Annotated in this window: 25 protein-coding genes and 1 tRNA gene; 13 read left to right on the plus strand and 13 right to left on the minus strand. The window is 65.5% G+C overall.

Features of this window, described 5'->3' with window-relative positions; all coding sequences use genetic code 11:
* Positions 1-11 precede the first annotated feature (11 nt).
* From BRA1253DRAFT_RS13245 to BRA1253DRAFT_RS13265, 5 genes are read right to left on the minus strand one after another with little or no spacing between them, the layout of a single operon-like run.
* Positions 12-1,472: a form I ribulose bisphosphate carboxylase large subunit gene (locus BRA1253DRAFT_RS13245; RefSeq protein ID WP_007594836.1), complete on the minus strand. Its 1,461-nt coding sequence runs from the start codon at positions 1,470-1,472 to the stop codon at positions 12-14.
* A gap of 31 nt (positions 1,473-1,503) precedes the next feature.
* Positions 1,504-2,589, minus strand: a complete 1,086-nt coding sequence (gene fba / locus BRA1253DRAFT_RS13250) for a class II fructose-bisphosphate aldolase (protein ID WP_007594838.1) — start codon at positions 2,587-2,589, stop codon at positions 1,504-1,506.
* Positions 2,590-2,603: 14 nt separating this feature from the next.
* Positions 2,604-4,625, minus strand: a complete 2,022-nt coding sequence (tkt, locus tag BRA1253DRAFT_RS13255; protein ID WP_007594840.1) for a transketolase — start codon at positions 4,623-4,625, stop codon at positions 2,604-2,606.
* A 16-nt stretch (positions 4,626-4,641) separates the two neighbouring features.
* Positions 4,642-5,517, minus strand: a complete 876-nt coding sequence (locus BRA1253DRAFT_RS13260; protein WP_007594842.1) for a phosphoribulokinase — start codon at positions 5,515-5,517, stop codon at positions 4,642-4,644.
* 12 nt (positions 5,518-5,529) lie between these two features.
* Entirely contained in the window at positions 5,530-6,567 is a 1,038-nt protein-coding gene (locus BRA1253DRAFT_RS13265) for a class 1 fructose-bisphosphatase (RefSeq protein ID WP_007594848.1), read from the minus strand.
* 121 nt (positions 6,568-6,688) lie between these two features.
* On the opposite strand from BRA1253DRAFT_RS13265, the gene BRA1253DRAFT_RS13270 reads away from it, so the two are divergent.
* Positions 6,689-7,654, plus strand: coding sequence for a LysR family transcriptional regulator (locus tag BRA1253DRAFT_RS13270; protein ID WP_007594850.1), 966 nt, complete (start codon positions 6,689-6,691; stop codon positions 7,652-7,654).
* Positions 7,655-7,911: 257 nt separating this feature from the next.
* Here BRA1253DRAFT_RS13270 and BRA1253DRAFT_RS13275 read toward each other — a convergent pair whose 3' ends face one another.
* The 6 genes from BRA1253DRAFT_RS13275 to BRA1253DRAFT_RS13300 form a co-directional block, all read right to left on the minus strand.
* Entirely contained in the window at positions 7,912-8,121 is a 210-nt protein-coding gene (locus tag BRA1253DRAFT_RS13275) for a hypothetical protein (RefSeq protein ID WP_007594851.1), read from the minus strand.
* A gap of 138 nt (positions 8,122-8,259) precedes the next feature.
* Complete coding sequence (locus BRA1253DRAFT_RS13280) at positions 8,260-8,679, minus strand: hypothetical protein (RefSeq protein WP_007594853.1); 420 nt, start codon at positions 8,677-8,679, stop codon at positions 8,260-8,262.
* Positions 8,680-8,818: 139 nt separating this feature from the next.
* The gene (locus BRA1253DRAFT_RS13285; RefSeq protein ID WP_007594854.1) at positions 8,819-10,006 is read right to left on the minus strand and encodes an MFS transporter; all 1,188 of its coding nucleotides are present in this window, start codon (positions 10,004-10,006) and stop codon (positions 8,819-8,821) included.
* Positions 10,007-10,063: 57 nt separating this feature from the next.
* Positions 10,064-10,684, minus strand: coding sequence for a TetR/AcrR family transcriptional regulator (locus tag BRA1253DRAFT_RS13290; RefSeq protein ID WP_035993264.1), 621 nt, complete (start codon positions 10,682-10,684; stop codon positions 10,064-10,066).
* 411 nt (positions 10,685-11,095) lie between these two features.
* Complete coding sequence (locus BRA1253DRAFT_RS13295) at positions 11,096-12,055, minus strand: N-carbamoyl-D-amino-acid hydrolase (RefSeq protein WP_007594872.1); 960 nt, start codon at positions 12,053-12,055, stop codon at positions 11,096-11,098.
* Positions 12,056-12,209: 154 nt separating this feature from the next.
* Positions 12,210-12,623 carry a hypothetical protein gene (locus BRA1253DRAFT_RS13300; RefSeq protein ID WP_007594873.1) on the minus strand — a complete coding sequence of 138 codons (414 nt, stop codon included), beginning with the start codon at positions 12,621-12,623 and terminating at the stop codon, positions 12,210-12,212.
* Positions 12,624-12,881: 258 nt separating this feature from the next.
* On the opposite strand from BRA1253DRAFT_RS13300, the gene BRA1253DRAFT_RS13305 reads away from it, so the two are divergent.
* The 3 genes from BRA1253DRAFT_RS13305 (at position 12,882) to BRA1253DRAFT_RS13315 (ending at position 13,990) form a co-directional block, all read left to right on the plus strand.
* Positions 12,882-13,061, plus strand: a complete 180-nt coding sequence (locus BRA1253DRAFT_RS13305) for a hypothetical protein (RefSeq protein ID WP_371261319.1) — start codon at positions 12,882-12,884, stop codon at positions 13,059-13,061.
* Between the two features lie 156 nt (positions 13,062-13,217).
* Positions 13,218-13,442, plus strand: a complete 225-nt coding sequence (locus tag BRA1253DRAFT_RS13310; RefSeq protein ID WP_007594875.1) for a hypothetical protein — start codon at positions 13,218-13,220, stop codon at positions 13,440-13,442.
* A gap of 221 nt (positions 13,443-13,663) precedes the next feature.
* On the plus strand, positions 13,664-13,990 hold the full coding sequence (locus BRA1253DRAFT_RS13315; protein ID WP_007594877.1) for a hypothetical protein: 327 nt from the start codon (positions 13,664-13,666) through the stop codon (positions 13,988-13,990).
* A 200-nt stretch (positions 13,991-14,190) separates the two neighbouring features.
* Here BRA1253DRAFT_RS13315 and BRA1253DRAFT_RS13320 read toward each other — a convergent pair.
* A tRNA-Pro gene (locus tag BRA1253DRAFT_RS13320) sits at positions 14,191-14,267 on the minus strand.
* A gap of 68 nt (positions 14,268-14,335) precedes the next feature.
* Between BRA1253DRAFT_RS13320 and BRA1253DRAFT_RS13325 the strand changes: the two genes are divergently transcribed.
* From BRA1253DRAFT_RS13325 to BRA1253DRAFT_RS13350, 6 genes are all read left to right on the plus strand, one after another.
* Positions 14,336-15,325, plus strand: a complete 990-nt coding sequence (locus BRA1253DRAFT_RS13325) for an L-threonylcarbamoyladenylate synthase (protein WP_007594878.1) — start codon at positions 14,336-14,338, stop codon at positions 15,323-15,325.
* Positions 15,326-15,347: 22 nt separating this feature from the next.
* Positions 15,348-16,775, plus strand: coding sequence for an FAD-binding oxidoreductase (locus BRA1253DRAFT_RS13330; RefSeq protein WP_007594880.1), 1,428 nt, complete (start codon positions 15,348-15,350; stop codon positions 16,773-16,775).
* Positions 16,772-17,215, plus strand: a complete 444-nt coding sequence (locus BRA1253DRAFT_RS13335) for a GNAT family acetyltransferase (RefSeq protein WP_007594881.1) — start codon at positions 16,772-16,774, stop codon at positions 17,213-17,215. The genes BRA1253DRAFT_RS13330 and BRA1253DRAFT_RS13335 overlap by 4 nt, the downstream gene beginning before the upstream one ends.
* A 9-nt stretch (positions 17,216-17,224) precedes the next feature.
* Positions 17,225-17,806: a TrgB-like protein gene (locus tag BRA1253DRAFT_RS13340; RefSeq protein WP_007594883.1), complete on the plus strand. Its 582-nt coding sequence runs from the start codon at positions 17,225-17,227 to the stop codon at positions 17,804-17,806.
* Between the two features lie 280 nt (positions 17,807-18,086).
* The gene (locus tag BRA1253DRAFT_RS13345) at positions 18,087-19,016 is read left to right on the plus strand and encodes a hypothetical protein (protein WP_007594885.1); all 930 of its coding nucleotides are present in this window, start codon (positions 18,087-18,089) and stop codon (positions 19,014-19,016) included.
* A gap of 35 nt (positions 19,017-19,051) precedes the next feature.
* Positions 19,052-20,245, plus strand: coding sequence for a CaiB/BaiF CoA-transferase family protein (locus BRA1253DRAFT_RS13350; RefSeq protein ID WP_007594887.1), 1,194 nt, complete (start codon positions 19,052-19,054; stop codon positions 20,243-20,245).
* 125 nt (positions 20,246-20,370) lie between these two features.
* On the opposite strand, the gene BRA1253DRAFT_RS13355 is transcribed toward BRA1253DRAFT_RS13350, so the two are convergent.
* Entirely contained in the window at positions 20,371-21,135 is a 765-nt protein-coding gene (locus BRA1253DRAFT_RS13355; protein WP_007594888.1) for an SOS response-associated peptidase, read from the minus strand.
* Between the two features lie 63 nt (positions 21,136-21,198).
* Between BRA1253DRAFT_RS13355 and BRA1253DRAFT_RS13360 the strand changes: the two genes are divergently transcribed.
* The 3 genes from BRA1253DRAFT_RS13360 to BRA1253DRAFT_RS13370 all read left to right on the plus strand — a co-directional run bounded on the left by BRA1253DRAFT_RS13360 (position 21,199) and on the right by BRA1253DRAFT_RS13370 (position 22,743).
* Complete coding sequence (locus tag BRA1253DRAFT_RS13360; protein WP_007594889.1) at positions 21,199-21,699, plus strand: hypothetical protein; 501 nt, start codon at positions 21,199-21,201, stop codon at positions 21,697-21,699.
* 18 nt (positions 21,700-21,717) lie between these two features.
* A complete protein-coding gene (locus BRA1253DRAFT_RS13365; RefSeq protein WP_007594890.1) occupies positions 21,718-22,152 on the plus strand; it encodes an NUDIX hydrolase in 435 nt (144 codons plus the stop codon).
* Positions 22,153-22,365: 213 nt separating this feature from the next.
* The gene (locus tag BRA1253DRAFT_RS13370) at positions 22,366-22,743 is read left to right on the plus strand and encodes a TIGR02301 family protein (RefSeq protein ID WP_007594891.1); all 378 of its coding nucleotides are present in this window, start codon (positions 22,366-22,368) and stop codon (positions 22,741-22,743) included.
* Positions 22,744-22,754: the final 11 nt, after the last annotated feature.

Below are 22,754 nucleotides of genomic sequence, written 5' to 3' on the forward strand. Positions count from 1 at the left end.
GTCAAATCTCCTCAAACGGTTTCGAGCGCGGTCGGCACGAAGTCGGGCGTGTCGGTGGATTCATAGTTGAAGGTGACGTCCTTCCAGACCTCGAGTGCGGCTTTCAGGGGCGTGCAGGTCTCGGCCGCCCTGGCCAGGATCTCCGGACCTTCGTGGACATAGTCGCGGCCCTCGTTGCGGGCGAGGATCATCGCTTCCAGCGCCACGCGGTTGGCGATCGCGCCGGCCGCGATGCCCATGGGATGGCCGATGGTACCGCCGCCGAACTGCAGCACGACGTCCTCGCCGAGCAGGTCGAGCAGCTGGTGCATCTGGCCGGCATGGATGCCGCCGGAGGCGACCGGCATCATCTTGTTCAGGCTCGCCCAGGACTGGTCGAAGAACAGGCCGTGTTCGAGTTTGGTCGGGTTGAAGTCCTCGCGGCAAACATCATAATAGCCGCGCGTGGTGTTCGGATCACCTTCGAGCTTGCCGACCACCGTGCCGGCATGGATGTGGTCGACGCCGGCAAGCCGCATCCACTTGGCGATGACACGGAACGACACGCCGTGGCTCTTCTGCCGCGTGTAGGTCGAGTGACCGGCGCGATGCAGATGCAGGATCATGTCGTTGCGACGCGCCCATTTCGCCATCGACTGGATCGCGGTGTAGCCGATCACGAGGTCGATCATGACGATGCACGACCCGAGCTCCTTCGCGAACTCGGCGCGCTCGTACATGTCCTCCATCGTTCCCGCGGTGATGTTCAGGTAGGTGCCCTTCGCCTCGCCGGAGGCCGCCTGCGCGCGGTTCACCGCCTCCATGCAATAGAGGAAGCGGTCGCGCCAGTGCATGAACGGCTGCGAGTTGATGTTCTCGTCATCCTTGGTGAAGTCGAGCCCGCCCTTCAGCGCCTCGTAGACCACGCGGCCGTAATTGCGGCCCGAAAGCCCGAGCTTGGGCTTGACGGTGGCGCCGAGCAGCGGCCTGCCGAACTTGTCGAGCCGCTCGCGCTCGACCACGATGCCGGTTGCCGGTCCCTGGAACGTCTTCACATAAGCGACGGGGAAGCGCATGTCTTCCAGACGCAGCGCTTTCAACGGCTTGAAGCCGAACACGTTGCCGATGATCGAGGCCGAGAGGTTGGCGATCGAGCCCGGCTCGAACAGGTCGAGGTCATAGGCGATGTAGGCGAAATACGAGCCCGGCGTGCCCGGCACCGGATCGACGCGATAGCATTTTGCGCGATACTTCTCCGCGGCGGTCAGGCGATCGGTCCACACCACCGTCCAGGTCGCCGTCGAGGATTCGCCGGCGACAGCGGCCGACGCCTCGATCGGATCGACGCCCTCTTGCGGCGTGACGCGGAACAGCGCGATGACATCGGTGTCCTTTGGCACATAGTCAGGCTCCCAATAGCCCATGCGCTTGTATTCCATCACGCCCGATCGATATCTTTCCTTGCCGCGGACGGTTCCTGCGTGTGCGTTCATGGCTCTCTCCTGCTCTTCTCTCTCTGAATGATTAGGCTGCGACAGGCTCGCGGGCGTCGACGCTCGGATCGAGTTCTCCGGCGCGGTAGCGCCGCGCCATCTCGCTCAAGGGAACGACCTTGATCCGGCTGGCGTGTCCTGCGGTCCCGAACTGCTCGAAGCGCTCGCGGCAGAGCTCGCGCATCGCATCCATCGCCGGCTTGAGGAATTTGCGTGGATCGAACTCCGAGCGCGTTTGCGCCGCAACTTTGCGGAACACCGCGGTCATCGCCAGTCGGCAGTCGGTATCGATATTGACCTTGCGCACGCCGCTCTTGATGCCGCGGACGATCTCCTCGACCGGCACGCCCCAGGTCTGCGGCATCTCGCCGCCGAACTGGTTGAACATGTCCTGGAGCGGCTGCGGCACCGAGGAAGAGCCGTGCATCACGAGATGCGTGTTCGGCAGCCGGCGATGAATCTCCTCGACCACCCGCATGGCCAGAATGTCGCCGTCCGGCTTGCGGCTGAACTTGTAGGCGCCGTGCGAGGTGCCCATCGCGATCGCGAGCGCATCGACCTTGGTGGCGCGGACGAAGTCGACCGCCTGGTCGGGATCCGTCAGCAACTGATCATGGCTGACCGTGCCTTCGACGCCGTGGCCATCCTCCTGCTCGCCGCCGCCATGCTCGAGCGAGCCGAGCACGCCGAGTTCGCCTTCAACGGAAGCGCCGACCCAATGCGCGAGATCGACGACGCGGCTGGTGATCGCAACATTGTAGGCGTAATCGGCCGCGGTCTTGGCGTCGGCCTTGAGCGAGCCGTCCATCATCACCGAGGTGAAGCCATGCGCGATGGCGGAGGCGCAGGTCGCCTCGTCATTACCGTGGTCCTGGTGCATGCAGAGCGGGATGTCCGGATAGGTCCGCTCCAGCGCGTCGATCATGTGCGAGAGCATGAGGTCGCCGGCATAGCTGCGCGCGCCGCGCGAAGCCTGGATGATGACGGGCGCATCGACCTCGGCCGCCGCCTGCATGATCGCGATACCCTGCTCCATGTTATTGATGTTGAACGCCGGCACCGCGTAACCGTGACTGGCGGCGTGGTCGAGCAGTTGGCGAAGGGTGATACGGGCCACGACAATTCCTCCTGTTATTGCTTGCCTGTGCGGGCCATCGCCCGCCGGGCGGCTTCCGCAACGCTTTGTGGCGTGATGCCGAATTCGCGGTAGAGCACCGGGGCCGGCGCTGAAGCACCGAAGCCGCGCATGCCGACGAATTCGCCCTCGGTGCCGATCCAGCGATGCCAATCGCCGGCGACTGCCGCCTCGATGCCCACCCGGGGCACAGTGCCGAGCACGGCAGCGCGGTAGTCCTCCGGCTGCTCCTCGAACAACGCGAAGCAGGGTGCGGAGACGACGGCCGCGCGGATATGCTCGGTGGCAAGCAGGCGAGCCGCTTCCAGCGCAGTCGAGACTTCCGAACCTGTTGCAATGAGCGTCACGTCTCGGCCGCCGTCCGGCGAAACAATCAGATAGGCGCCGCGTGCGACGCGGTTTCTTCCACGGACATCGCTGCGGAAGGTCGGCAGGGCCTGACGGGACAGGCACAGCACGGAGGGACGATTTTCAGCTTGGAGCGCGCAGTCCCAGGCTTCCAGCGTCTCAACCGCGTCGGCCGGCCGGAACACAAGCAGGTTCGGAATGACGCGAAGCGCTGCGAGATGCTCGACTGGTTGATGCGTGGGGCCGTCCTCACCGAGACCAATGGAGTCATGGGTCATCACATGAATGACGCGGATCCGCATCAACGCCGCAAGGCGGATCGCCGGCCGGCTGTAATCAGAGAAGGCGAGGAAGGTGCCGCCATAGGGAATGAAGCCGCCGTGCAGCGCGAGGCCGTTCATCGCGGCCGCCATGCCGTGCTCGCGGATGCCATAATGGATGTAATCGCCGGCGAACGCGTCGCGCTTGACCGGGGTCTGCGCCTTGGCATGCGTCAGGTTCGAATGCGTGAGGTCCGCCGAGCCGCCGACAAATCCGGGAATCGTCCCTGCGATGCCGTCGAGCACCTGTTGCGACGCCTGCCGCGTCGCAAGCTTCGGACGCTCGGTGGCAAAGCGTTCGCGCAATTTCGCCGAGGCTTGGGCATAGGCGTTCGGCAGGGCAACCGTCTTGCCCTCGACAAACAGATCGCGCTGCTCGGGCGTCGCGCATTCATAGCGATCGAGCCAGGCGAGACGCGCGACCTGCCCGCGCTGCCCGATCATCCGCCATGCTTTCAGGATCGGGATTGGCACCACGAAGGGCTGATAGTCCCAGCCGAGCGCTCGCCGCGCCGCTGCCGCCTGCTCGGTGCCGAGCGGCGCGCCATGCGCCTTCTCGGTGCCCTGACGATCCGGCGCGCCATAGCCGATGATGGTGCGGCAGGCGATCAATGACGGTCTTGTGCTCTCACGCTCCTCGGCGATCGCCTGCGCAACTGCTTCGGGATCGTGCCCGTCGACACGGCGAACCGACCAGCCGGAGGCAGCGAAGCGCGCGAGCTGGTCGTCGGAGGTCGCGAGCGAGGTCGGGCCGTCGATCGAGATGCCATTGTCGTCGAACAGCACGATCAGGCGGCCCAGCCCGAGATGGCCGGCGAGCGAGATCGCTTCCTGGCTGATGCCTTCCATCAGGCAGCCGTCGCCGGCGATCACATACGTAAAGTGGTCGACGAGGCCATCGCCATGCCGCGCATTGGCCATGCGCTCGGCGAGGGCCATGCCCACCGCGGTCGCAATCCCCTGCCCCAGCGGACCGGTCGTCGTCTCGACGCCCGGCGTGTGGCCATATTCCGGATGCCCCGGCGTCTTCGAGCCCCATTGCCGAAAGGCCTTGATGTCATCGAGGCTGAGGTCGCCGCCGGTGAGATGGAGCAATGCATAGAGCAGCATCGAGCCATGGCCCGCCGACAGCACGAAGCGGTCGCGGTCCGGCCAATTGGGGTGAGCCGAGTCGAATTTCAGGAAGCGCGAGAACAGCACGGTCGCGACATCGGCCATGCCCATGGGCAGGCCGGGATGGCCGGACTGCGAGGTCTCGATGGCATCGACCGCGAGAAAGCGGACGGCATTGGCGAGATCGCTGTGCGCAACCGCCGTGAGGTCGGCGTCAGCGTGGACGGAGATGTTCATCGGATACTCTCCTTGTTCACTTCAGGTTTCGCTTGCGCTCGATCAGCTGCATGATCAGCGGCGTCAGGATGAGCTGCATGGCGAGATCGAGCTTCGCGCCGGGGCAGACGATCGAATTGGCGCGGGACATCCAGCTTTGCGGCAGCATCGAGAGCAGATAGGGGAAGTCGATGCCGCGGGGATTCTTGAAGCGAATCACGACCATCGATTCATCCGGCGTCGGGATCCAGCGCGCGATGAATGGATTGGAGGTGTCCACCGTGGGCACGCGCTGGAAGTTGATGTCGGTTTCGGAAAATTGCGGGCAGATGTAGTGGATGTAGTCGGGCATCCGCCGCAGAACGGTGTCGGTGACGGCCTCGGTCGAATAGCCTCGCGCACTGCGGTCGCGATGCAGCTTCTGGATCCATTCGAGATTGATGACGGGCACGACGCCGATCTTGAGGTCGGCATAGCGCGCGACGTTGACCTTGTCGGTGACGACCGCGCCGTGCAGGCCTTCGTAGAACAGCAGATCGGAGCTCTCCGGCAGTCGTTTCCATTCGGTGAAGGTGCCGGGTGCGGCACCATGCAGCGCGGATTCCTCGGCATCGTGGACGTAGTGCCGCGTCATCGCTGTGCCGCTCTCGCCATAGTCGCGGAACGCCCGCTCCAGCTCCTCGAACAGGTTGGTCTCGGGGCTGAAATGGCTGAAATGCCTGTTGCCGCGATCGGCCTCCTTCGCCATCTGCGTGCGCATTTCCGCGCGATCGTAGCGATGGAAGGCGTCGCCTTCGATGTAGGCGGCGTTGACCTTCTCGCGGAAGAATATCTGCTCAAAGGTCTTCTTGACCGACGTGGTGCCGGCGCCGGAAGAGCCGGTGATGGAGATGATCGGATACTTCCTGGACATAGGATGCCTCGCTCACAGCCGGAAGAAGCCGCGCCGCGCGAACAGCGGTGCGGAGACGCTGGCGACCAGCAAGGGATCGCAATGCAGCTCCTCGACGCGCTGCACCTCGTTGCTCGAGCCCATGATCAGCGGCACGCGCTGGTGCAGGCTCTGCGCCGAGAGTTCGAGGATGCGCTCGCGCCCGGTCGAAGCCGAGCCGCCGGCCTGCTCGATGATGTAAGCCATCGGGTGCGCCTCGTAGACGAGGCGCAGGCGGCCGTCGCCATAACCGGGCCGTGCATCGGAGGGATAGAGGAACACGCCACCGCGGGTGAGGATGCGATAGGCCTCGGCAACCAGCGAGCCGACCCAGCGCATGTTGAAATTGTGATTGGCCTGCCCTTCCACACCGGCGAGGCATTCGTCGACGAAGGCGCGCACCGGCTGTTCCCAATGCCGGCGGTTCGAGGCGTTGATCGCGAACTCCTCGCACGTCTCCGAGATCTGCACGGCGCTGCGGGCGAGACGGAAGCAACCGGACTTGCGGTCAAGCGTGAAGATGTCGACACCCTCGCCAAGCGTCAGCACCAGCGAGGTCTGCGGGCCGTAGGTGACGAACCCCGCCGCGAGCTGCGCCGAGCCGCGCTGATGGAAGGCGAGCGTGAGATCATCGGGCGCGGGCAGGATCGAGAAGATCGTGCCCACGGTCATGTTGATGTCGATGTTGGAGGAGCCGTCGAGCGGATCGATCGCGACGCAGATCTTCGCCGCGCGGTCGCCGATCTGCGGTTCGCGCATCTCCTCTGACGCCAGTGCCGCAATCGGCAACTTGCCGAGGCAGCGGCGCAGGATCGCGTCGGCCTGCACGTCGAGATCGCGCTGGACGTCACCGTCGCTATTACGGCCGGTGGTCAGGCCCGATGCGTCCGCAAGGTCTCCCGTCGCGATGAGATCGGCGATCTCGATCGCGGCTGCCGCGATGGCGTCGACCGCGGCCGCCACGGCCAGCGCATGCGGCGCCGTCTCGGAATACCGCTGAAGGTGGTCGTCCAGCCTGAGTTGCCCGGTCATCTGCGTCCATCCCCTTGCTGGTGCCGTATCCAGTTCCCTCCCCGCTGGAGGTCCGGTGCGGTCAGTGCCAACAACGATGAGATTGACAGGGGTGGCTTAATAAGGAAAATTTCTATTCATAATGAGTGCCAAAGAATTATCTTATAATGCCTCAGCACAGCTCCGGCATCTGACGATCCGGCAGCTTCGCTCGCTCGCGGCGCTCGCGGCCAAGGGCAGCGTCACGGCCGCATCGACCCAACTCGGCCTGACGCAGCCGGCCGTGACCCAGCAACTGCGCCAGCTTCAGGATCTCGCCGGACTGCCGCTGCTGCAGCGGACCGGCGACGGCATGCTGCTGACGGAGGCGGGCAAGGAGGTGCTTACCCTCGCCGAGCGGGTCGAAGCCGCAATCGCCGACTGCCAGGGCGCGCTCGACCTGCTTGCGGGGCGGACCGGCGGCACGGTGCATCTCGGCGCTGTCTCGACTGCAAAGTATTTCGTGCCGCACGCGATCGCGGCATTCTCGAAGCGGTATCCGAAGATCGAGCTCAAGCTCACGGTCGGCAATCGCGAGGAGATCCGCGAGGCCATGCACGGCTACGATCTCGATTTCGCGGTGATGGGTCGGCCACCGGCCGATGTCAGCGTCGACGTCCGGCAGCTCGGACGCAATCCGCACATCATCGTCGCCCGCAGGGGGCACTGGCTGGAGAAGGATTCCGGCCTCAACCTGACCGACCTCGTGCACGAGACCTTCCTCACCCGCGAGCCCGGCTCGGGCACGCGGACACTGATGGAAGGCATGTTCCAGAGGTCGGATCTCGAGCCGATCATCGGCATGGAGATGAGCAGCAACGAGACCATCAAGCAGGCTGTCATCGCCGGGCTCGGCATCGCCTTCATCTCGGCCCACACCGTGGCGCACGAGCTCACCGAGGGCCGGCTGATCGTGCTCGACGTCGCGGGCCTGCCGATCGTGCGGCAATGGTACGTGATCCGCCGCAGCGACAAGGTGCTGTTGCCACCGGCGCAGGCGATGTTCGATTTCTTGGGATCGGAGGGGTCGAACTATCTTCCCGAATTGCCCGAACTCGGCGCGCGATAGCCCGTCGAATTTCAGCCCATCAGCTTCATCGCGACCGTGGCCGCGAGAATGACGATGATCTGGAGCAGGCGCTCGGTCGTGAAGATGCGGTTAAAGGTGGTCATCGCTTGCCCCGGCCGAATTGGGATGTCTCGGTCGGGACGTTGCTAGCACAGGCGGGCGTCGAGAGAACTCCGTAATCGCCCCGTGGTCTCCGTACGCAACCCGACGACCGGCCCCTCGGCGGGCCTGCCCAAGGCCGCGCCGATGGTTAACGATCAGGCCGCACGCGTCGCGGCGTAGTCCATCCGCGCGGCAAAATAGGCTTCCAGCTCCAGCAGCGCCCGCGCTTCCCAATCCTTCGCCTGCTCGAGCAGCGACCAGCTCTGGCCCGGACGGAATGCAGCGGTCTGGCGATAGAGCGACGCGATACCGCGGTAGCGGCGCACGTTCTCCAAGATGGCGTGCCCGGTGATTTGGCCGTTCATGTCCGAAAACTCCCTCGTCATTCCCGGGGGAGAAATTGCGGCCAAATCTTTTTCGAAAAGTTAGCGCCGCACAGCAAGCGTGCGAATGGTTTCCGGACTGTTGCCTGCGCGCAACGTGCGCGACCGCGCAAGGCCGATCTATTGCGAATTCGTTGCCGCGCTCTCGCTCCGCGGCTTCAACCCGCCGCGGCTGATGATCGCCATCGTCGCACGGCAGAGATCGGCAAGGCCGATCACCAGCACGGCGAGCAGGCAGAACAGCTTGATGGAATCGGCATGCGCGCTGGTCAGCGAATTGAACTCGAAGAAGGGCGGCATGAACGCCCACCACACCAGCGGAATTGTAAGCACCGCGGCGAACGCCGCCGCCGGTGCGCCCGCGACAATGCCGAGCACGAACAGGCTGGGTAGGAACGCCGCGAAATAAAGTTTTGCGCCGAGCGCAACACAGACGCCCTGGAGCGCAGCCGACATCGCGACAACGACGAATCCAAGCAGAAACGCCTGCCACGACCATGGTCGTACCCGCGGTACGCCAACCAGCCCCGCACGCCTCATCAGCCTCCCCCTGCCGCCCGTTAACCAGGCTCGCTTGCGACCAAAGTACTACAGCGGCAGGGAAACTGCGAGGTGGAAATTGCCGGCCGGACGGCCTTGGTAAACGGGCCGAATCGCGCAATCTGGACCACCGCGGCCGCTACTCGGTGGCCGCATAGATCAGCCCTGCGACGGGCAACGCGAGGCCAATGGCCGATGCGAGCGTCCAGCCGCCTTGCGCAAACGCCCAGGCGCCGACCGCCGAGCCCGCCGCGCCCGCCGTGAAGAACGTCGCCATGTAGAGGCCGTTGAGGCGGCTGCGGTGCTCATGCCCCAGCGCGAAGATCGCGCGGAAGCCGAGCACGACGTTGCCCTGCACGCCGATGTCGATCGCGATCGCGGCCACGACCAGGCAGGCGAGGTTCAGCACCGATCCGGCCGCGCCGACATGCGTGATCAGGAAGCCCACGGCCGCGAGCAGCAGCGCGACCAGTGTTGCCATGCGGCTGTGGCCGCGATCGGCAAGCCGCCCCGCGATCGGCGCCGCGAACACGCCGGCGACACCGGCGAGCGCGAACAGCGCGATGCCGCTCTGGGTGAAGCCGAACTCGCTCGCGAGCAGCAGCGGCGTCACGGTCCAGAACAGGCTGAAGGCGCCGAACAGGCTGGCCTGGTACAGCGCGCGGCGGCGCAGCAGCGGCGTGGTCCGCGCCAGATGCGGCATCGACAGCAGCAACTCGCCGTAATGCATCCGCGCGACCGGCTTACGCTTCGGCAGCGTCATCCAGAGCACGGCTGCGAGCACGATCATCAGCGCGGCCGAAGAGAAGAACACCGCGTGCCACGACAGCATCGCCGTGACGAAACTCGACACCGGCCGCGCCAGCATGATGCCGAGCATCAGGCCGGTCGAGACGTTGCCGACGACTCGGCCGCGAATGGCTGCCGGCGCCAGATGCGCCGCATAGGGAATGATGATCTGCACCGCGACCGAGCCGAGCCCGATGAACAGCGCGGCGATCAGGAAAGGCAGCGCGTGGGACGCGAACCCCGCGGCGAGCAGGGCTGCCGCGCCGAGCGTGATGACGGAGCAGATCAGGGTACGGTTCTCGACCAAGTCGCCGAGCGGCACGATGAAGAGAAGCCCCACGCCGTAGCCGATCTGCGTCATGGTGACGATCAGCCCCGCCGCTTCATGCGACAGGCCGAGCGCGGCGCTGATCGGGGCGATCAGCGGCTGGGCGTAATAGATGTTGGCGGCGACCATGCCACAGGCCGCGGCAAGCACGAAGGTCAGGAGCTGCGACACTGCATCCGGATCCGGCGCGGTCTCGATCGTGGCATTCATCGTTTCACACAGTCTCCGAACTATAGGAAACGCTTGTTCCCTAATATGACAAAAAATTCAGGCGAGCAGCTTCATCGCGACAGCGACCAGGCGCTTGCCGTCGAGCGAAAGGCGCGCCTTGCCGACGACGCGCAGGCCCTGCGTGATGCAGATCATCAGCCGCGCGGTGTCATCGGCGGCGACATGGCGGGGTATAGAGCCGTCGGCCTGCCCCTCGCGAATGAGGCCGGCGATGAAGCCTTCGTTGGTTTCCAGCCGCGCGCTGACGAGGGCGGCGACCACCGGATCGACCGCGGACAATTCGACGGCGCTGCCGACCACGAGGCAGCCGCGCCGCCCCTCGCTGCCCTGGGAATGCTCTACATACGACAGCAGCATGTTGCGCAGCCGCTCGCGGCCATTGGCGCCTTTCGCCGCCGCGCTACGCGTCTGCTCCTGGCGCAGGGCCACGTAGCGCTCGAAGGCGGCGAGAAACACCGCATGCTTGTCGCGAAATGCCTTGTAAACGCTGCCGGTCGCCAGCCGCATCGCCGTGGTGAGATCGCCGATCGAGGTGGCATGATAACCGCGCTCGGAAAACACGCGGACGGCCCTGTCGAGCGCGGTGTCCATGTCGAACTCCCGGGGACGGCCGGGCGGACGGGCAATCGGCTGGGATTTGCGGGCGGTCTTTTGCATTGCGGGATAATAGGGAATGATTGTTTCCGAATAAAGACACTTGGTTGTGATGCGATCACGGATCAAACTGATGGCTCAGGCGTCGTCCTGGCGAAGGCCAGGACCCATTATCCAGGGAGGGGTTTGGCGGACATTCGTTCGGTGGGATTGATACCGCGTCAAATCGCTTGACCTCGCGGTATGGGTCCTGGCCTTCGCCAGGACGACATTTGAGATTGTTGCGCCTGACTGCCGCGACATGGCCAATTCCGAGCGAAGCACGGGATAGCATCGCCTCTAAGCGGCGGCGGACTGACAGGGGGCGACACAGGAAGTCCCGTAGCCCGGATGGAGCGCAAGCGTAATCCGGGAAGGTGCGAACGCCGCGCGAGCGGCCCCGGGTATCGCTACGCTCACCCGGGCTACAGGAGATCACCCCGTCGTTCGCACCGGCGTTCCATCCGCCATCATGGTCACGCCCTTCCGTTCGACGATCATCCCGTACGCCTGCGGCTGACGGTGAACGTCGAAATTGAAGGTGGTGCGCTTGTAGGAGTTGCAGAGATCGAGATCGCAGCGGGCGAGCGCGATCTCGTCGCTCTTGGTCGTGCATCGCGCGATGATCTCGCCGGAGGGCGCGATGACGCAGCTTCCGCCGATGTGGTCGACGCCCTCCTCGACACCCGCTTTGGCGACGCCGACCACGAAGGTGCCGTTCTGGTAGGCGCCGGCCTGCATCACCAGATGATTGTGAAACAGCGAGAGATCGTCATGCTCGGGCGCGGGCGGATTGTGCACCGGCGTGTTGTAGCCGATCATCACCATCTCGACGCCCTGCAGGCCCATCACCCGATAGGTCTCGCTCCAGCGGCGGTCATTGCAGATCGCCATCCCCATCACGCCGCCAAAGGCCTCGGTCACGCCAAAACCATCGCCGGGCTCGAAATAGCGTTTTTCCAGATGCTGGAATTCGCGCCAGGGCTCGTGCTCGGCATGCCCGGGCAGATGAACCTTGCGATATCTGGCGACGATGGCGCCGCTCTTTTCGACCAGGATCGAGGTGTTGTAGCGCCTGACCATTCCGGCCTCGACCGTCAGCTCGGCATAGCCAAGGTAGAATCCGATGCCGATCTCGCGCGCGAGATCGAACAACGCCTGCGTCTGCGGCCCCGGCATCTCGCGCTCGAAGAAGCTGTCGATCTCCGCCTGATCCTCGAAATACCAGCGCGGAAAGAACGTGGTCAGCGCGAGCTCGGGATAGACGATCAGGTCGCAACCGTTGGCGTGCGCCTGGCGCATCAAGGTCATCAGGCGCGCCACGACCGCGGTTCTGGTCTCGGTCCGCGCCACAGGGCCAAGCTGGCCGGCCGCGATCGTCACAAATCTCGCCACGAATCTTTCCCTCGTCCGCTTCCCTGGTCAGGTTGCGGCAGAGACTATCGCGCGATGCGTCGCGCGCACAGCCTCGCTGTCCGGCACGGTGCCCAACCGAGAGGCAGCCCGCCCGTCACGTGGGAAGCGCCGACGATGAATTGCGGAGCGCCACTCACCATTCTGCGGCAACGGGCTCGTTGAAGAACTGACCGCGCGCCGCCATGCGCGACGGCTGGCGGCGACGATGCCGCTCCGCGACGCGCTTGTTCGGAGAGGCCGCCTTGGCCTGCCTGGGCTCCGCGGCGGGCTGCGCCGCCATGGCAAATGCCTGGCGCGTACCGTCCGGCGCGACTGGCGCCGCCGCGTCTGACGTTGACGCCACAGTTTTGGTCAACGGAATCTGTCGCACGTTGGTGTCGAAGACGATCTTCTCCGGCCAGGTCTGTGCAGAATGAATTCGGGCGATCGAGAGGTCCGGTCCGGTTTCGGCGGCGGCGCTTAGGGGGCCGGCGAGGTAGTAGTCAGCGAGGTACAGGAGGGCGAGCAGAGCGCCGCCGGTGAAGACGAAATAGCGGATGAGCGGCATGGGTCCCTCGATCGCCTCGTTGTCGAGGCCCCTGCAGCAACGGGAAAAAGTGGCAATCGTTCCGGTGCGCCGTCGAGCAATCGCGCGAGACGCTCAGCCGCCCACTGGCATTCCGCTTGCTGCACGGCAGTCAAATCCCTCAGACCCGCAGTGGGTCTGTCTCATCGTGAGGCGATCATGCACCCGACGTCCCGTTTCGAAGCGACCATGCCGACACAGCTCCACGCATTGATCTCCGACCTGCGCTGGCGCCTGCGAATGATCGACGCCGACATTCTGGAGGAAGAGCGGAAGGCTGGAATCTGCGATCCCCAGAACGTCGCCTACCCCATGCTCGCGCACAACCTGCGGGCTCGGCGCGAGAATATCCGGGTGAGCGTCGCCATTCTCGAAAGCCGGCTTGAAAAGCAATCGACCGAGTGGCCGCGCGCGGCCTGATGCGGCGACGGGCCGAGCTCCAGACGCGCGCTAACACGAAGGAACTCCCGTTGCCGATCTGCAACGGTTCCCGTCCGTCTGAAGCCGGACAAAAGAAACTCCCATTGCGGCCACGAACCCCTCTCACAACGCCGTGAGACGAGCAGGGGAACGACGATGCGTGCGCAACGAGTCTGGGTGGTGAACGGGGCTGCCAGCGTCGAGCAGTTGCAGACCAGATTGGACGATCTGAACAAGCGGCTCGGTCAACTCGAGACCCAGCACCCCGAGAGCTGGAAAGTCGAAGAGCTCAGATCGAGCGCCCTCAGCCTGTCGCGCGAAATCGACGATATCCGCTGCGCCGAGGCGACGGCCGCACTGAGCGAGCTGCTGCGGAAATAGCCGCGGTTCGCGATTCGCCCGTCGCGCAAGGAACCAACGCCGCCTCCCCGCCATTGCCATGCCGAGCATGGAGCAAGATCATGACCAGGCACCTGACGCGGGCCGATCTCGTGCGCGGCGTGGCCGGCGCGGTATCCACGCTGGTCCTGTGCGCGACGATGGCCTTCACCATCGCGCGCCACTTCGCGCTGTAGAGCATTTGGCGCTGTGAGGTATTTGCGATGACGTCCGACCCCGAGGAATCGGTCAGGCTGCAAGGCTACGGCGAGATGACGTTGCGCACAGCCGTCGCGACGCTGATGGCGCTCGCACCAGGCGAACGATCCGACGCAGCGATCTTCCGCGTCCGCGATGGCGTGCGGCTCGCATCGAGCGAGGTCGCAGAGCTAGCGTCGGAATGGGGCATCACGCCAACGCCGGAGATCAGGTCTCCGAGCCTCGTCCCGGAGCAACATTGGACACACGTCGTTCGCGGCATGGTGCGCGAGGCGCCGCTGCCGGCGCTGATGGTGGCGTTCATGATCGGCGTGCTGGTGGCGCGGCGGTAGTCCTCTGACCTAGCTTACAACGCCGAGTCATTGATATCGGCAAATGCCGAGCCATGCCGCTCACACAAGCCGCCCTGCCCGGCCAAATCGGCCGTGGACCCGCCCCGAAAATCGTTGCAAGAAGGCGCTCCCGGGCGCCGGCGGCCGGTCCGCCAAGCCATTGGGAACGAGCCTTAGGAAAACGTCGACTTTTGGAAGAATGGTCGGAGTGGCAGGATTCGAACCTGCGACCCCTGCGTCCCGAACGCAGTGCTCTACCGGGCTGAGCCACACTCCGACAAGAGGCCGGCTTATAGCGTCGGGTTTGGCGCACCGCAAGCGGCCGAGCTGAGGAATCTTATCCCTGTGAAAACGGGTCTTGAAACGCTGATTTTACCGGCCGGCGAGGCTGGCGCGGAGGCTGCCGCCCGGACATTGGCCGCCGGCGGGCTGGTCGCGTTCCCGACCGAAACGGTCTACGGGCTCGGGGCGGATGCCGGAAATGCCGGCGCGATCGCCCATCTTTACGCCGCCAAGGGGCGGCCGGCCTTCAATCCGCTGATCGCGCATGTCGCCGACCTCGCGGCCGCGCAGAGGGTCGGGCGATTCGACGCCTGCGCCTTGCGTCTTGCGGAGGCGTTCTGGCCGGGGCCGCTGACGCTGGTGGTGCCGAAGACGGAAGACTGCCCGGTGGCCGAGCTTGCCACTGCGGGTCTCGATACGGTCGCGATCCGCATTCCGGCCCATCCGGTGGCGCAGGCGATCCTGCGCGCCTTTGGCGGGGCTGTGGTGGCGCCGTCTGCCAACCTCTCCGGCCACGTCTCGCCGACGCTGGCCGCCCATGTCGAGGGCGACCTTGCGGGCCGGATCGACCTGATCGTCGACGGCGGGCCGGTTACGGTCGGCGTCGAATCGACCATCGTCGGCTGCTTTGCGGCGCCGATGCTGCTGCGGCCCGGCGGCCTGTCACGCGAGCGGATCGAGGCCGTGCTCGGCGCACCGCTGGCGCGACTGCCGGCGGAGGCCGACAGCGACGACAGCCAGCCGCTGGCGCCGGGCATGCTGGCCTCGCATTACGCGCCGCGCGCCCATGTGCGGCTCAATGCGCAGGACGTCGCGCCGGGTGAAGCGCTGCTGGCGTTCGGCCCCGCGCGCCTGCCTGGCCTGGAGGCCGCTGCCGCGGTCATGAATTTGTCGCCCAGCGGTGATCTCGATGAAGCCGCCGCCAATCTGTTCGGCTATCTTCGCGCCCTCGATGAGAGGCGCCCGCGGGCGATCGCGGTGATGACGATCCCCGAGGAGGATCTAGGCGAAGCGATCAACGACCGGCTGCGCCGGGCGGCCGTGGCGAGATAAGAGCGAAGCAAGAGACAAGACAATGAACATTAATCATTCCGCCACCCCTCCGCTTGCGCCCGAGCTGATCGAACAATTCCGCAAGATCGTCGGCGAGAGGCACGCGATCACCGATGCGGCCGACATCGAGGCCTATGTCACCGAGGAGCGCAATCTGTTCCACGGCCGCTCGCCCCTGGTGCTGCGCCCAGGCTCGACCGCGGAGGTCGCCGCGATCTGCAAGCTCGCTTCGGAGCACAAGATCGCGCTGGTGCCGCAGGGCGGCAACACCGGGCTCGTCGGCGGCCAGACCCCGCACAATGGCGAGGTGGTGGTGTCGCTGCGGCGGCTTGACAAGATCCGCGAGATCGACACCGCCTCCAACACCATGACCTGCGAGGCCGGCGTGGTGCTGCAGATCGCGCAGCAGAAGGCCGCGGACGTGGACCGGCTGTTTCCGCTTTCGCTGGGCGCGGAAGGGAGCTGCACCATCGGCGGCAATCTCTCGACCAATGCCGGCGGCACGGCCGCGCTCGCCTATGGCGTCGCGCGCGAGATGGCGCTGGGGCTCGAGGTGGTGCTGGCGGACGGGCGCGTGCTCGGCGTGCTCTCGAAGCTGAAGAAGGACAACACCGGCTACAATCTGCACAACCTCTTCATTGGCGCCGAAGGCACGCTCGGCATCATCACCGCGGCGACGCTAAAACTGTTTCCGAAGCCGCGGTCGATCGAGACCGCCTTCGTCGGGCTGAAGTCGCCGGACGCCGCGCTGAAACTGCTGGCGATCGCGCAAAGCGAGGCCGCCAATGCGCTGACGAGTTTCGAGCTGCTGTCGGAGATGGCAGTCGATTTCTCGATCCGCCACGGCATCGACGTGCGCGATCCGCTGGCGCAAAAGCATGCCTGGTACGTTCTGATGGAATTGTCGTCCCCCGGCGATGACGCCCGCACGCCGCTGGAAACGATCCTCGGCCGCGCCATGGAGGACGAGATCGTCGACGACGCGGTGATCGCGGCCAATCTCACCCAGCGCGCCGGCTTCTGGAAGCTGCGCGACGAGATGTCGTCGGCGCAGAAGCCGGAGGGCGGCTCGATCAAGCACGACATTTCCGTGCCGGTGGCCACCGTGCCCGCCTTCATCGCCGAAGCCAATGAAGCCGTGGTGAAGCTGATCCCCGGCGCGCGGCCGGTGCCGTTCGGCCATCTCGGCGACGGCAATCTGCACTACAATGTCAGCCAGCCCATCGGCGCCAACACCGCGGACTATTTGGCGCGCTGGCACCAGATGAACGCGGTCGTGTTCGCCATCGTGCTGCGCATGGGCGGCTCGATCTCGGCGGAGCACGGTATCGGCGTGCTCAAGCGCGACGAGCTTCCCGATGTGAAGGACAAGACTGCAATCGAGCTGATGCGGTCCATCAAGGCGATGCTCGATCCGCTTGGAATCATGAACCCGGGAAAAGTGCTGTGAGTGCGCTCACGATCGATGCGATCACCGAGGCCGATGTCGAGCCCGTGGTCACGCTGTGGCAGCGCTGCGGCCTGACGCGGCCGTGGAACGATCCGCATGCGGACATCGCGCTGGCGCGGCGGCGCGACAATTCCACCATCCTGCTCGGCCGCGACGGCGGCGCCATCGTCGCCACCGTGATGGTCGGCCATGACGGCCATCGCGGCTGGGTCTATTACGTCGCGGTCGATCCGGATAGCCAGAAACGTGGTTACGGCCGCGTCATCATGGCGGCGGCCGAGGACTGGCTGCGCGCGGCCGGCATCGCAAAGCTCCAGCTCCTGGTCCGGCGCGGCAATGAGCAGGCCAATGCGTTCTACCAGTCGCTGGGTTTCGAGGAATCGACCTCGGTGATGTTTCAGAAGTGGCTCGACGGCCGCACCACAACGCCAAGCAATTGAGATCGAGCCATGACGATTTCCGACCGCGTCCGCATCAAGGACGTCCGCGTGCTCTCGGACGGCTGGACCACGCTGAAGAACACCACGTTCGAGTACCGGCGCGCCAATGGCGAATGGCAGACCCAGCACCGCGAGACCTATGAGCGCGACAACGCCGCCGCCGTGCTGCCGTATAATCTGGCACGCCGTACGGTGATCCTGGTGAAGCAATTCCGCCTGCCGGCCTTCATCCGCGGTTACGACGATCTCCTGATCGAAGCCGCCGCCGGCGTGCTGGACGATGCCTCGCCCGAGGTACGCATCCGCGCCGAAGCGGAGGAAGAAACCGGCTATCGCCTGCACCACGTCCACAAGGTGTTCGAAGCGTTCATGAGTCCCGGCGCCATCACCGAGAAGCTCCATTTCTTTGTCGCCGAGTACGAGCCGGAGATGCGGGTCAGCGACGGTGGCGGCCTTGAACACGAAGGCGAGGACATCGAGGTGCTGGAGCTTGGCATCGACGAGGCGCTGGCGATGATCGCGGACGGGCGCATCATCGACGCCAAGGCGATCATGCTGCTGCAGCATGTGGCGCTGCATGTGTTTCGGTAGGTTGTCTTCCTTCCTTCTCCCCTTGCGGGAGAAGGTGGCGCGAAGCGCCGGATGAGGGGTTTCTCTCCGCGCGCGCATCTCATGCAGTTGAGCACGCGGACGGAGACCCCTCACCGTCTCGCCGCTTCGCGGCGAGCCACCCTCTCCCGCAAGGGGAGAGGGGAAAAAGCGGGACTCGCTGTATCAGCGCTGCAATTCTGACCTGCATCGCACTGCCCCCCGTTGAGCTCTCCCCCGACTATCTCTAGTCTGTCGCCAACAAGAACCAGGAGACGCGCCCATGTCCGCTTCGCGCGACGACGAATTTGGCTTTGCGCCCGACTATGACGCCCCCGTCCCCTATATGCAGCGCACGCGGGACTATTACGCCGCGATTGGCTACACCACGGCGTATCGCTGGGCCCATTACACCGAGGCGCCGTTCCAGCCGCTGAAGAAGCCGCTGTCGCAATCACGCGTCACTATCATCACGACGGCCGCGCCGTACGACCCCACCAAGGGCGACCAGGGCCCGGGCGCGGCGTATAATGGCGGCGCGAAATTCTACCAGGTCTATGACGGCGACACGGCGAAGCAGCACGACCTTCGCATCTCGCATATCGGCTACGACCGCAAGCACACCACGGCCACCGACAACGGCACCTGGTTTCCGCTGCCGCAGCTTTTGAAGGCGAGCGCTGCGGAGCGCATCGGCGAGGTGGCCCCGCGCTTCTTCGGGGCGCCGACCAACCGCAGCCATCGCGTCACCCTCGACACCGACGCGCCGGAAATTCTGGCGCGCTGCCTTGCCGACAAGGTCGATGTCGCGGTGCTGGTTCCGAACTGTCCCGTCTGCCATCAGACCACGGCGCTGGTGGCGCGGCATCTCGAGGCCAACGGCATTCCGACCGTGATCATGGGCTGCGCCAAGGACATCATCGAGCACGCCGCCGTGCCGCGTTTCCTGTTCTCGGATTTCCCGCTCGGCAATTCCGCCGGCAAGCCGCACGACATCGTCTCGCAGGCGCAGACGCTCGAGCTGGCGCTGAAACTGCTGGAGACCGCGAGCGGCCCGCAGACCACCATGCAGTCGCCGCTGCGCTGGAGCGAGGACGCCTCCTGGAAGCTCGACTACAACAACGTCGCGCAGCTCTCAGCCGAAGAGCTGGCGCGCCGCCGCGCCGAATTCGACAAGCAGAAGGAGATCGCGCGCGGCAATCGCGCCGCCTGACGTCCTCCGACAACCACAACAAAAGGGAGAGCGACGTGACGCGACCGTTCGAGGGCGTGAAGATCCTGGACTTCACGCAAGTGCTGGCAGGCCCCTATGCGAGCTACCAGCTCGCGCTCCTGGGCGCCGACGTCATCAAGGTCGAGCGGCGCGAGGGCGATGACATGCGCCGCACGCCGCTCAGCCGCGAATGGGCCGAGCGCGGGCTGGCGCCGGCGTTCCAGGCCATCAACGGCAACAAGCGGAGCCTGACGCTCGATCTGCAAAAGCCCGATGCGATCGCGATCGTGAAGAAGCTCGCCGCGCAGGTCGACGTGGTCATGGAGAATTTCCGCCCCGGTGTCATGGACAAGCTCGGCATCGGCTATGAGGCGCTGTCCGCAATCAATCCAAAACTGATCTACTGCGCGGTGTCAGGCTTCGGCCAGACCGGTCCGGATCGGCTGCGCCCCGGCTATGACGGCAAGATGCAGGCGCTGTCCGGCATCATGGCGATCACGGGTCATCCGGAGACTGGGCCAACTCGTGCGGGCTTTGCGGTGTGCGACGTGCTGTCGGGCGCCACGGCTGCCTTTGGCGTGTCGAGCGCGCTGTACCAGCGCGATCGCACCGGCAAGGGCCAACTCATTGACGTCTCCATGCTGGAGGCGACGATGGCATTCCTGTCGGGACAGATCGCGGACTGGTCGGTCGCCGGCCATCGCCAGCAGCTGTCGGGCAATCAGGCCGTCAGCCGCAGGACCACTGCGAATTTGTTTAGATGCGGCGACGGTCACATCCTGCTCGCCGTCAACAACGAGAAGCAATATCGCGCGCTGATGTCTGCGCTCGGCCGCGAGGATACGCTGTCCGATCCGCGCTTCGCCGACTGGTTCGCCCGCAACGAAAACGAACCGGCCCTGCGCGCCATCATCGAAGCGGCGCTCGCGGCCAGGCCGGCGCGCGAATGGGAGACAATCCTGGAGGATGCCGGCGCGCCCTGCGCCAGCATCTGGAAAGTCGAAGAGGTGATCGACCATCCGCAGATCAAGGCGCGCGGCGCAATCCAAGAGCTCGATACGCCCTACGGTCGCCTGCGCTTCGCCGGCAGCGGCTTCAAGCTCGCGCATGGCGGCGGCAGGCTCGACCGCATGGCGCCGGAGCTCGGTGCGGATACGGACGCGGTGCTGGGCGAGCTGGGATTTGACGCGGCGGAGATCGCGGGACTACGGGCGAAAGACATTGTGTAGGGCTGCCGCAAACTCCGCTGCCGTAGGGTGGGCAAAGGCGCAACGCGCCGTGCCCACCACCTATCCGCTTCTTCGGTGCGCAATGGTGGGCACGCTTCGCTTTGCCCACCCTACGGCGCCAGTGTTCAGAACAACGACCCCTGCCCGTCATCCGCCGAGCCGGCCGCGGCCTTCCGCACCGCCCGCTTCGGTTTCGCGGCCTCTAGCTCCGCTTCCATCTCCTCCGCGCTGATCGGAAGGAGCAACTGGTCGTCGTCGTTGGCGACGCGGTTGACGCGGGTGGAGACCGGGTGCCAGGCGAATTCGCCGATTTGCGGCGCGGTCATCAGCGGCAACACGGCATCGACGTCATCGCTGCTTCTGTCGAGCCAGCGCTCGAAATCGCGCGGGCTGATGGTGACGGGCACGCGGTCATGCAGCGTGGCGAGATCCTCGCCTGCCGCCGCCGTGACGATCGCGACCGTGTCGAGCTCCTCGCCGTTCGGCCCAACCCAGGTCTCGAACAATGCGGCAAAGCCGAGCGGCGCGCCGTCGGCGCGATGGATGAAGAAGGGCTGCTTGCGGCCATCCTCCGTCTTCCATTCGTAATAGCCGTCGGCCGGAATCAGGCCGCGGCGCCGGCGAATCGCGCGTTTGAAGGCGGGCTTCTCCAGCACCGTCTCGGAACGCGCATTGATCAGGAGCGTAAACCCGCGGGGATCCTTGACCCAGCCCGGCAGCAGTCCCCAGCGCATCAGGCGAAAATGACGCGCGCCGTTCTCGGCCAGCACGACCGGAATCGGTTGTGTCGGGGCCACATTGAACCGGGGCGGGAAGTTCGGCTGCTCAATGTAGCCGAACAGTTGCCGCAAAGCCGCGGGGGCCGAAGTTATGACGAAGCGTCCACACATCCTCGATGGCCTATATAGGGTCCGTTCAGGTCCTTTTAACCCCGAACGTTAACACTGCGGCAGATGAGCTCAACGGTCTCCCAGCCGGCGCGAATGCATGGACAGACGGCGCCAGAGGCCGCGGCCTGGGCCGAGCGGCTGCGCGTGGCCAACATCAACCCGCGGACCGGGCTTGCCACCGACTATCTCAACCATTTCAATGAAGCCGTGATGCTGCTGGAAATGGTGCCCGACATGCCGGAATGCGCGGAAGATTTTCTGACCTGGTCGCCGCTGTCCTATGCCGAGCATTTCACCGCCTCGAATTTCAAGGCCCGGGATCTGGCGATCGAGGCCTACGAAAAGGCCGACCCGAACGTGCGCGCCCAGTTTGACCACCTCACGGACACCATGACCTCGATCCTGACCGCGGTCGGCTCGGCCATGCGCGAGGTCGAGAAGGACACGACCCGCGTTCGCCTCGCCGAGCAGGCCGCCCAGTGGGTCAGGCCGCTGATCGCGGCCTGCGGCGGCATTATCAATGGCGGCGCTGAAGCCGACGTCGACAATATCATGGCGAACTGAGCTCGAGCAGGTGAAGTCATGGCTGCGATCGTTCAGCCGACCCGTCCCCAGATCGCGGTCAGTGCCGCGATTTTTCGTGACGGCAAGGTGCTTCTGACCCGTCGTGCACGCTCGCCGGCAAAGGGGTTCTATTCGCTGCCCGGCGGCCGGGTCGAGTTCGGCGAATCGCTGCACCAGGCGCTGGCGCGCGAGATCGACGAGGAGACCGGGCTCGATATCGACATCATTGGCCTCACGGGCTGGCGCGAAGTGCTGCCGGCCGCGGCCGGCGCCGGCCACTACCTGATCATGTCCTTTGCCGCCCGCTGGGTGGCCCGGGAGCCGGTTCTCAACGACGAGCTCGACGACTTCCGCTGGATCGCCCCGCAGGCCCTGGCGAGCCTTGGCGACCTCAAGCTGACCGGCGGGCTGGAAGAGGTCATCCAGTCCGCCGCGCGCCTGATCGAGGCATAGGCAGCACAGCGAACTCCGCCGCACCTCTCCCGCTTGCTTGCGGGAGAGGTCGACGCGCGAGAGCGCGGCGGGTGAGGCCTTTTTCCTCTTGGGGGTGCTCGCCTGCGGAGATACCCTCTCCCCGACCCTCCCCCGCAAGCGGGGGAGGGAGCGCACCGCTCGCGCGGCCCGGCGCCTTGCGTCTGTCGCCCCGAGGAGGCATACACCCGGCCGATGTCGATGCGATTTCTGGCCATTTTTGCCCTGATTCTCGCCTGCGCCTCGGTGCCCACGAGGGCTCAGGACGGGGCAGCGCCGTTTGACGGCGATTTGCAGCGGCTGGCGGAGATCCTCGGCGGGCTGCACTATCTGCGCGGCATCTGCGGGTCCAACGAGGGCAACAAATGGCGCAGCGAGATGCAGGCGCTGATCGATGCCGAAACCCCCGCGGGCGAACGCCGCACCCGCATGATCGCCGGCTTCAACCGCGGCTATAACGGTTTTCAGCAGACCTACCGGAGCTGCACGCCGGCCGCGACGGTGGCGATCCGCCGCTACATCGAGGAAGGCGCGAAGATCTCGCGCGATCTCACGGCGCGTTACGCGAACTGAACTCTCCATTC

Source organism: Bradyrhizobium sp. WSM1253, from assembly GCF_000244935.1.
GTDB lineage: Bacteria > Pseudomonadota > Alphaproteobacteria > Rhizobiales > Xanthobacteraceae > Bradyrhizobium > Bradyrhizobium canariense.

What these genes read in the sequence shown, in the direction of transcription:
- BRA1253DRAFT_RS13275 (WP_007594851.1), bottom strand. Translation starts at nt 8,121, where the DNA reads ATGAACGGCCAAATCACCGGGCACGCCATCTTGGAGAACGTGCGCCGC.
- BRA1253DRAFT_RS13270 (WP_007594850.1), top strand. Translation starts at nt 6,689, where the DNA reads ATGAGTGCCAAAGAATTATCTTATAATGCCTCAGCACAGCTCCGGCAT.
- BRA1253DRAFT_RS13260 (WP_007594842.1), bottom strand. Translation starts at nt 5,517, where the DNA reads ATGTCCAGGAAGTATCCGATCATCTCCATCACCGGCTCTTCCGGCGCC.
- BRA1253DRAFT_RS13340 (WP_007594883.1), top strand. Translation starts at nt 17,225, where the DNA reads ATGACGATTTCCGACCGCGTCCGCATCAAGGACGTCCGCGTGCTCTCG.
- BRA1253DRAFT_RS13365 (WP_007594890.1), top strand. Translation starts at nt 21,718, where the DNA reads ATGGCTGCGATCGTTCAGCCGACCCGTCCCCAGATCGCGGTCAGTGCC.
- BRA1253DRAFT_RS13315 (WP_007594877.1), top strand. Translation starts at nt 13,664, where the DNA reads ATGACGTCCGACCCCGAGGAATCGGTCAGGCTGCAAGGCTACGGCGAG.
- BRA1253DRAFT_RS13305 (WP_371261319.1), top strand. Translation starts at nt 12,882, where the DNA reads ATGATCGACGCCGACATTCTGGAGGAAGAGCGGAAGGCTGGAATCTGC.
- tkt (WP_007594840.1), bottom strand. Translation starts at nt 4,625, where the DNA reads ATGAACATCTCCGTCCACGCTGACGCCGACCTCACGGCGGTTGCGCAC.
- BRA1253DRAFT_RS13310 (WP_007594875.1), top strand. Translation starts at nt 13,218, where the DNA reads ATGCGTGCGCAACGAGTCTGGGTGGTGAACGGGGCTGCCAGCGTCGAG.
- BRA1253DRAFT_RS13245 (WP_007594836.1), bottom strand. Translation starts at nt 1,472, where the DNA reads ATGAACGCACACGCAGGAACCGTCCGCGGCAAGGAAAGATATCGATCG.
- BRA1253DRAFT_RS13290 (WP_035993264.1), bottom strand. Translation starts at nt 10,684, where the DNA reads ATGCAAAAGACCGCCCGCAAATCCCAGCCGATTGCCCGTCCGCCCGGC.
- BRA1253DRAFT_RS13330 (WP_007594880.1), top strand. Translation starts at nt 15,348, where the DNA reads ATGAACATTAATCATTCCGCCACCCCTCCGCTTGCGCCCGAGCTGATC.
- BRA1253DRAFT_RS13360 (WP_007594889.1), top strand. Translation starts at nt 21,199, where the DNA reads ATGAGCTCAACGGTCTCCCAGCCGGCGCGAATGCATGGACAGACGGCG.
- BRA1253DRAFT_RS13280 (WP_007594853.1), bottom strand. Translation starts at nt 8,679, where the DNA reads ATGAGGCGTGCGGGGCTGGTTGGCGTACCGCGGGTACGACCATGGTCG.
- BRA1253DRAFT_RS13300 (WP_007594873.1), bottom strand. Translation starts at nt 12,623, where the DNA reads ATGCCGCTCATCCGCTATTTCGTCTTCACCGGCGGCGCTCTGCTCGCC.
- BRA1253DRAFT_RS13285 (WP_007594854.1), bottom strand. Translation starts at nt 10,006, where the DNA reads ATGAATGCCACGATCGAGACCGCGCCGGATCCGGATGCAGTGTCGCAG.
- BRA1253DRAFT_RS13355 (WP_007594888.1), bottom strand. Translation starts at nt 21,135, where the DNA reads ATGTGTGGACGCTTCGTCATAACTTCGGCCCCCGCGGCTTTGCGGCAA.
- BRA1253DRAFT_RS13345 (WP_007594885.1), top strand. Translation starts at nt 18,087, where the DNA reads ATGTCCGCTTCGCGCGACGACGAATTTGGCTTTGCGCCCGACTATGAC.
- BRA1253DRAFT_RS13265 (WP_007594848.1), bottom strand. Translation starts at nt 6,567, where the DNA reads ATGACCGGGCAACTCAGGCTGGACGACCACCTTCAGCGGTATTCCGAG.
- BRA1253DRAFT_RS13370 (WP_007594891.1), top strand. Translation starts at nt 22,366, where the DNA reads ATGTCGATGCGATTTCTGGCCATTTTTGCCCTGATTCTCGCCTGCGCC.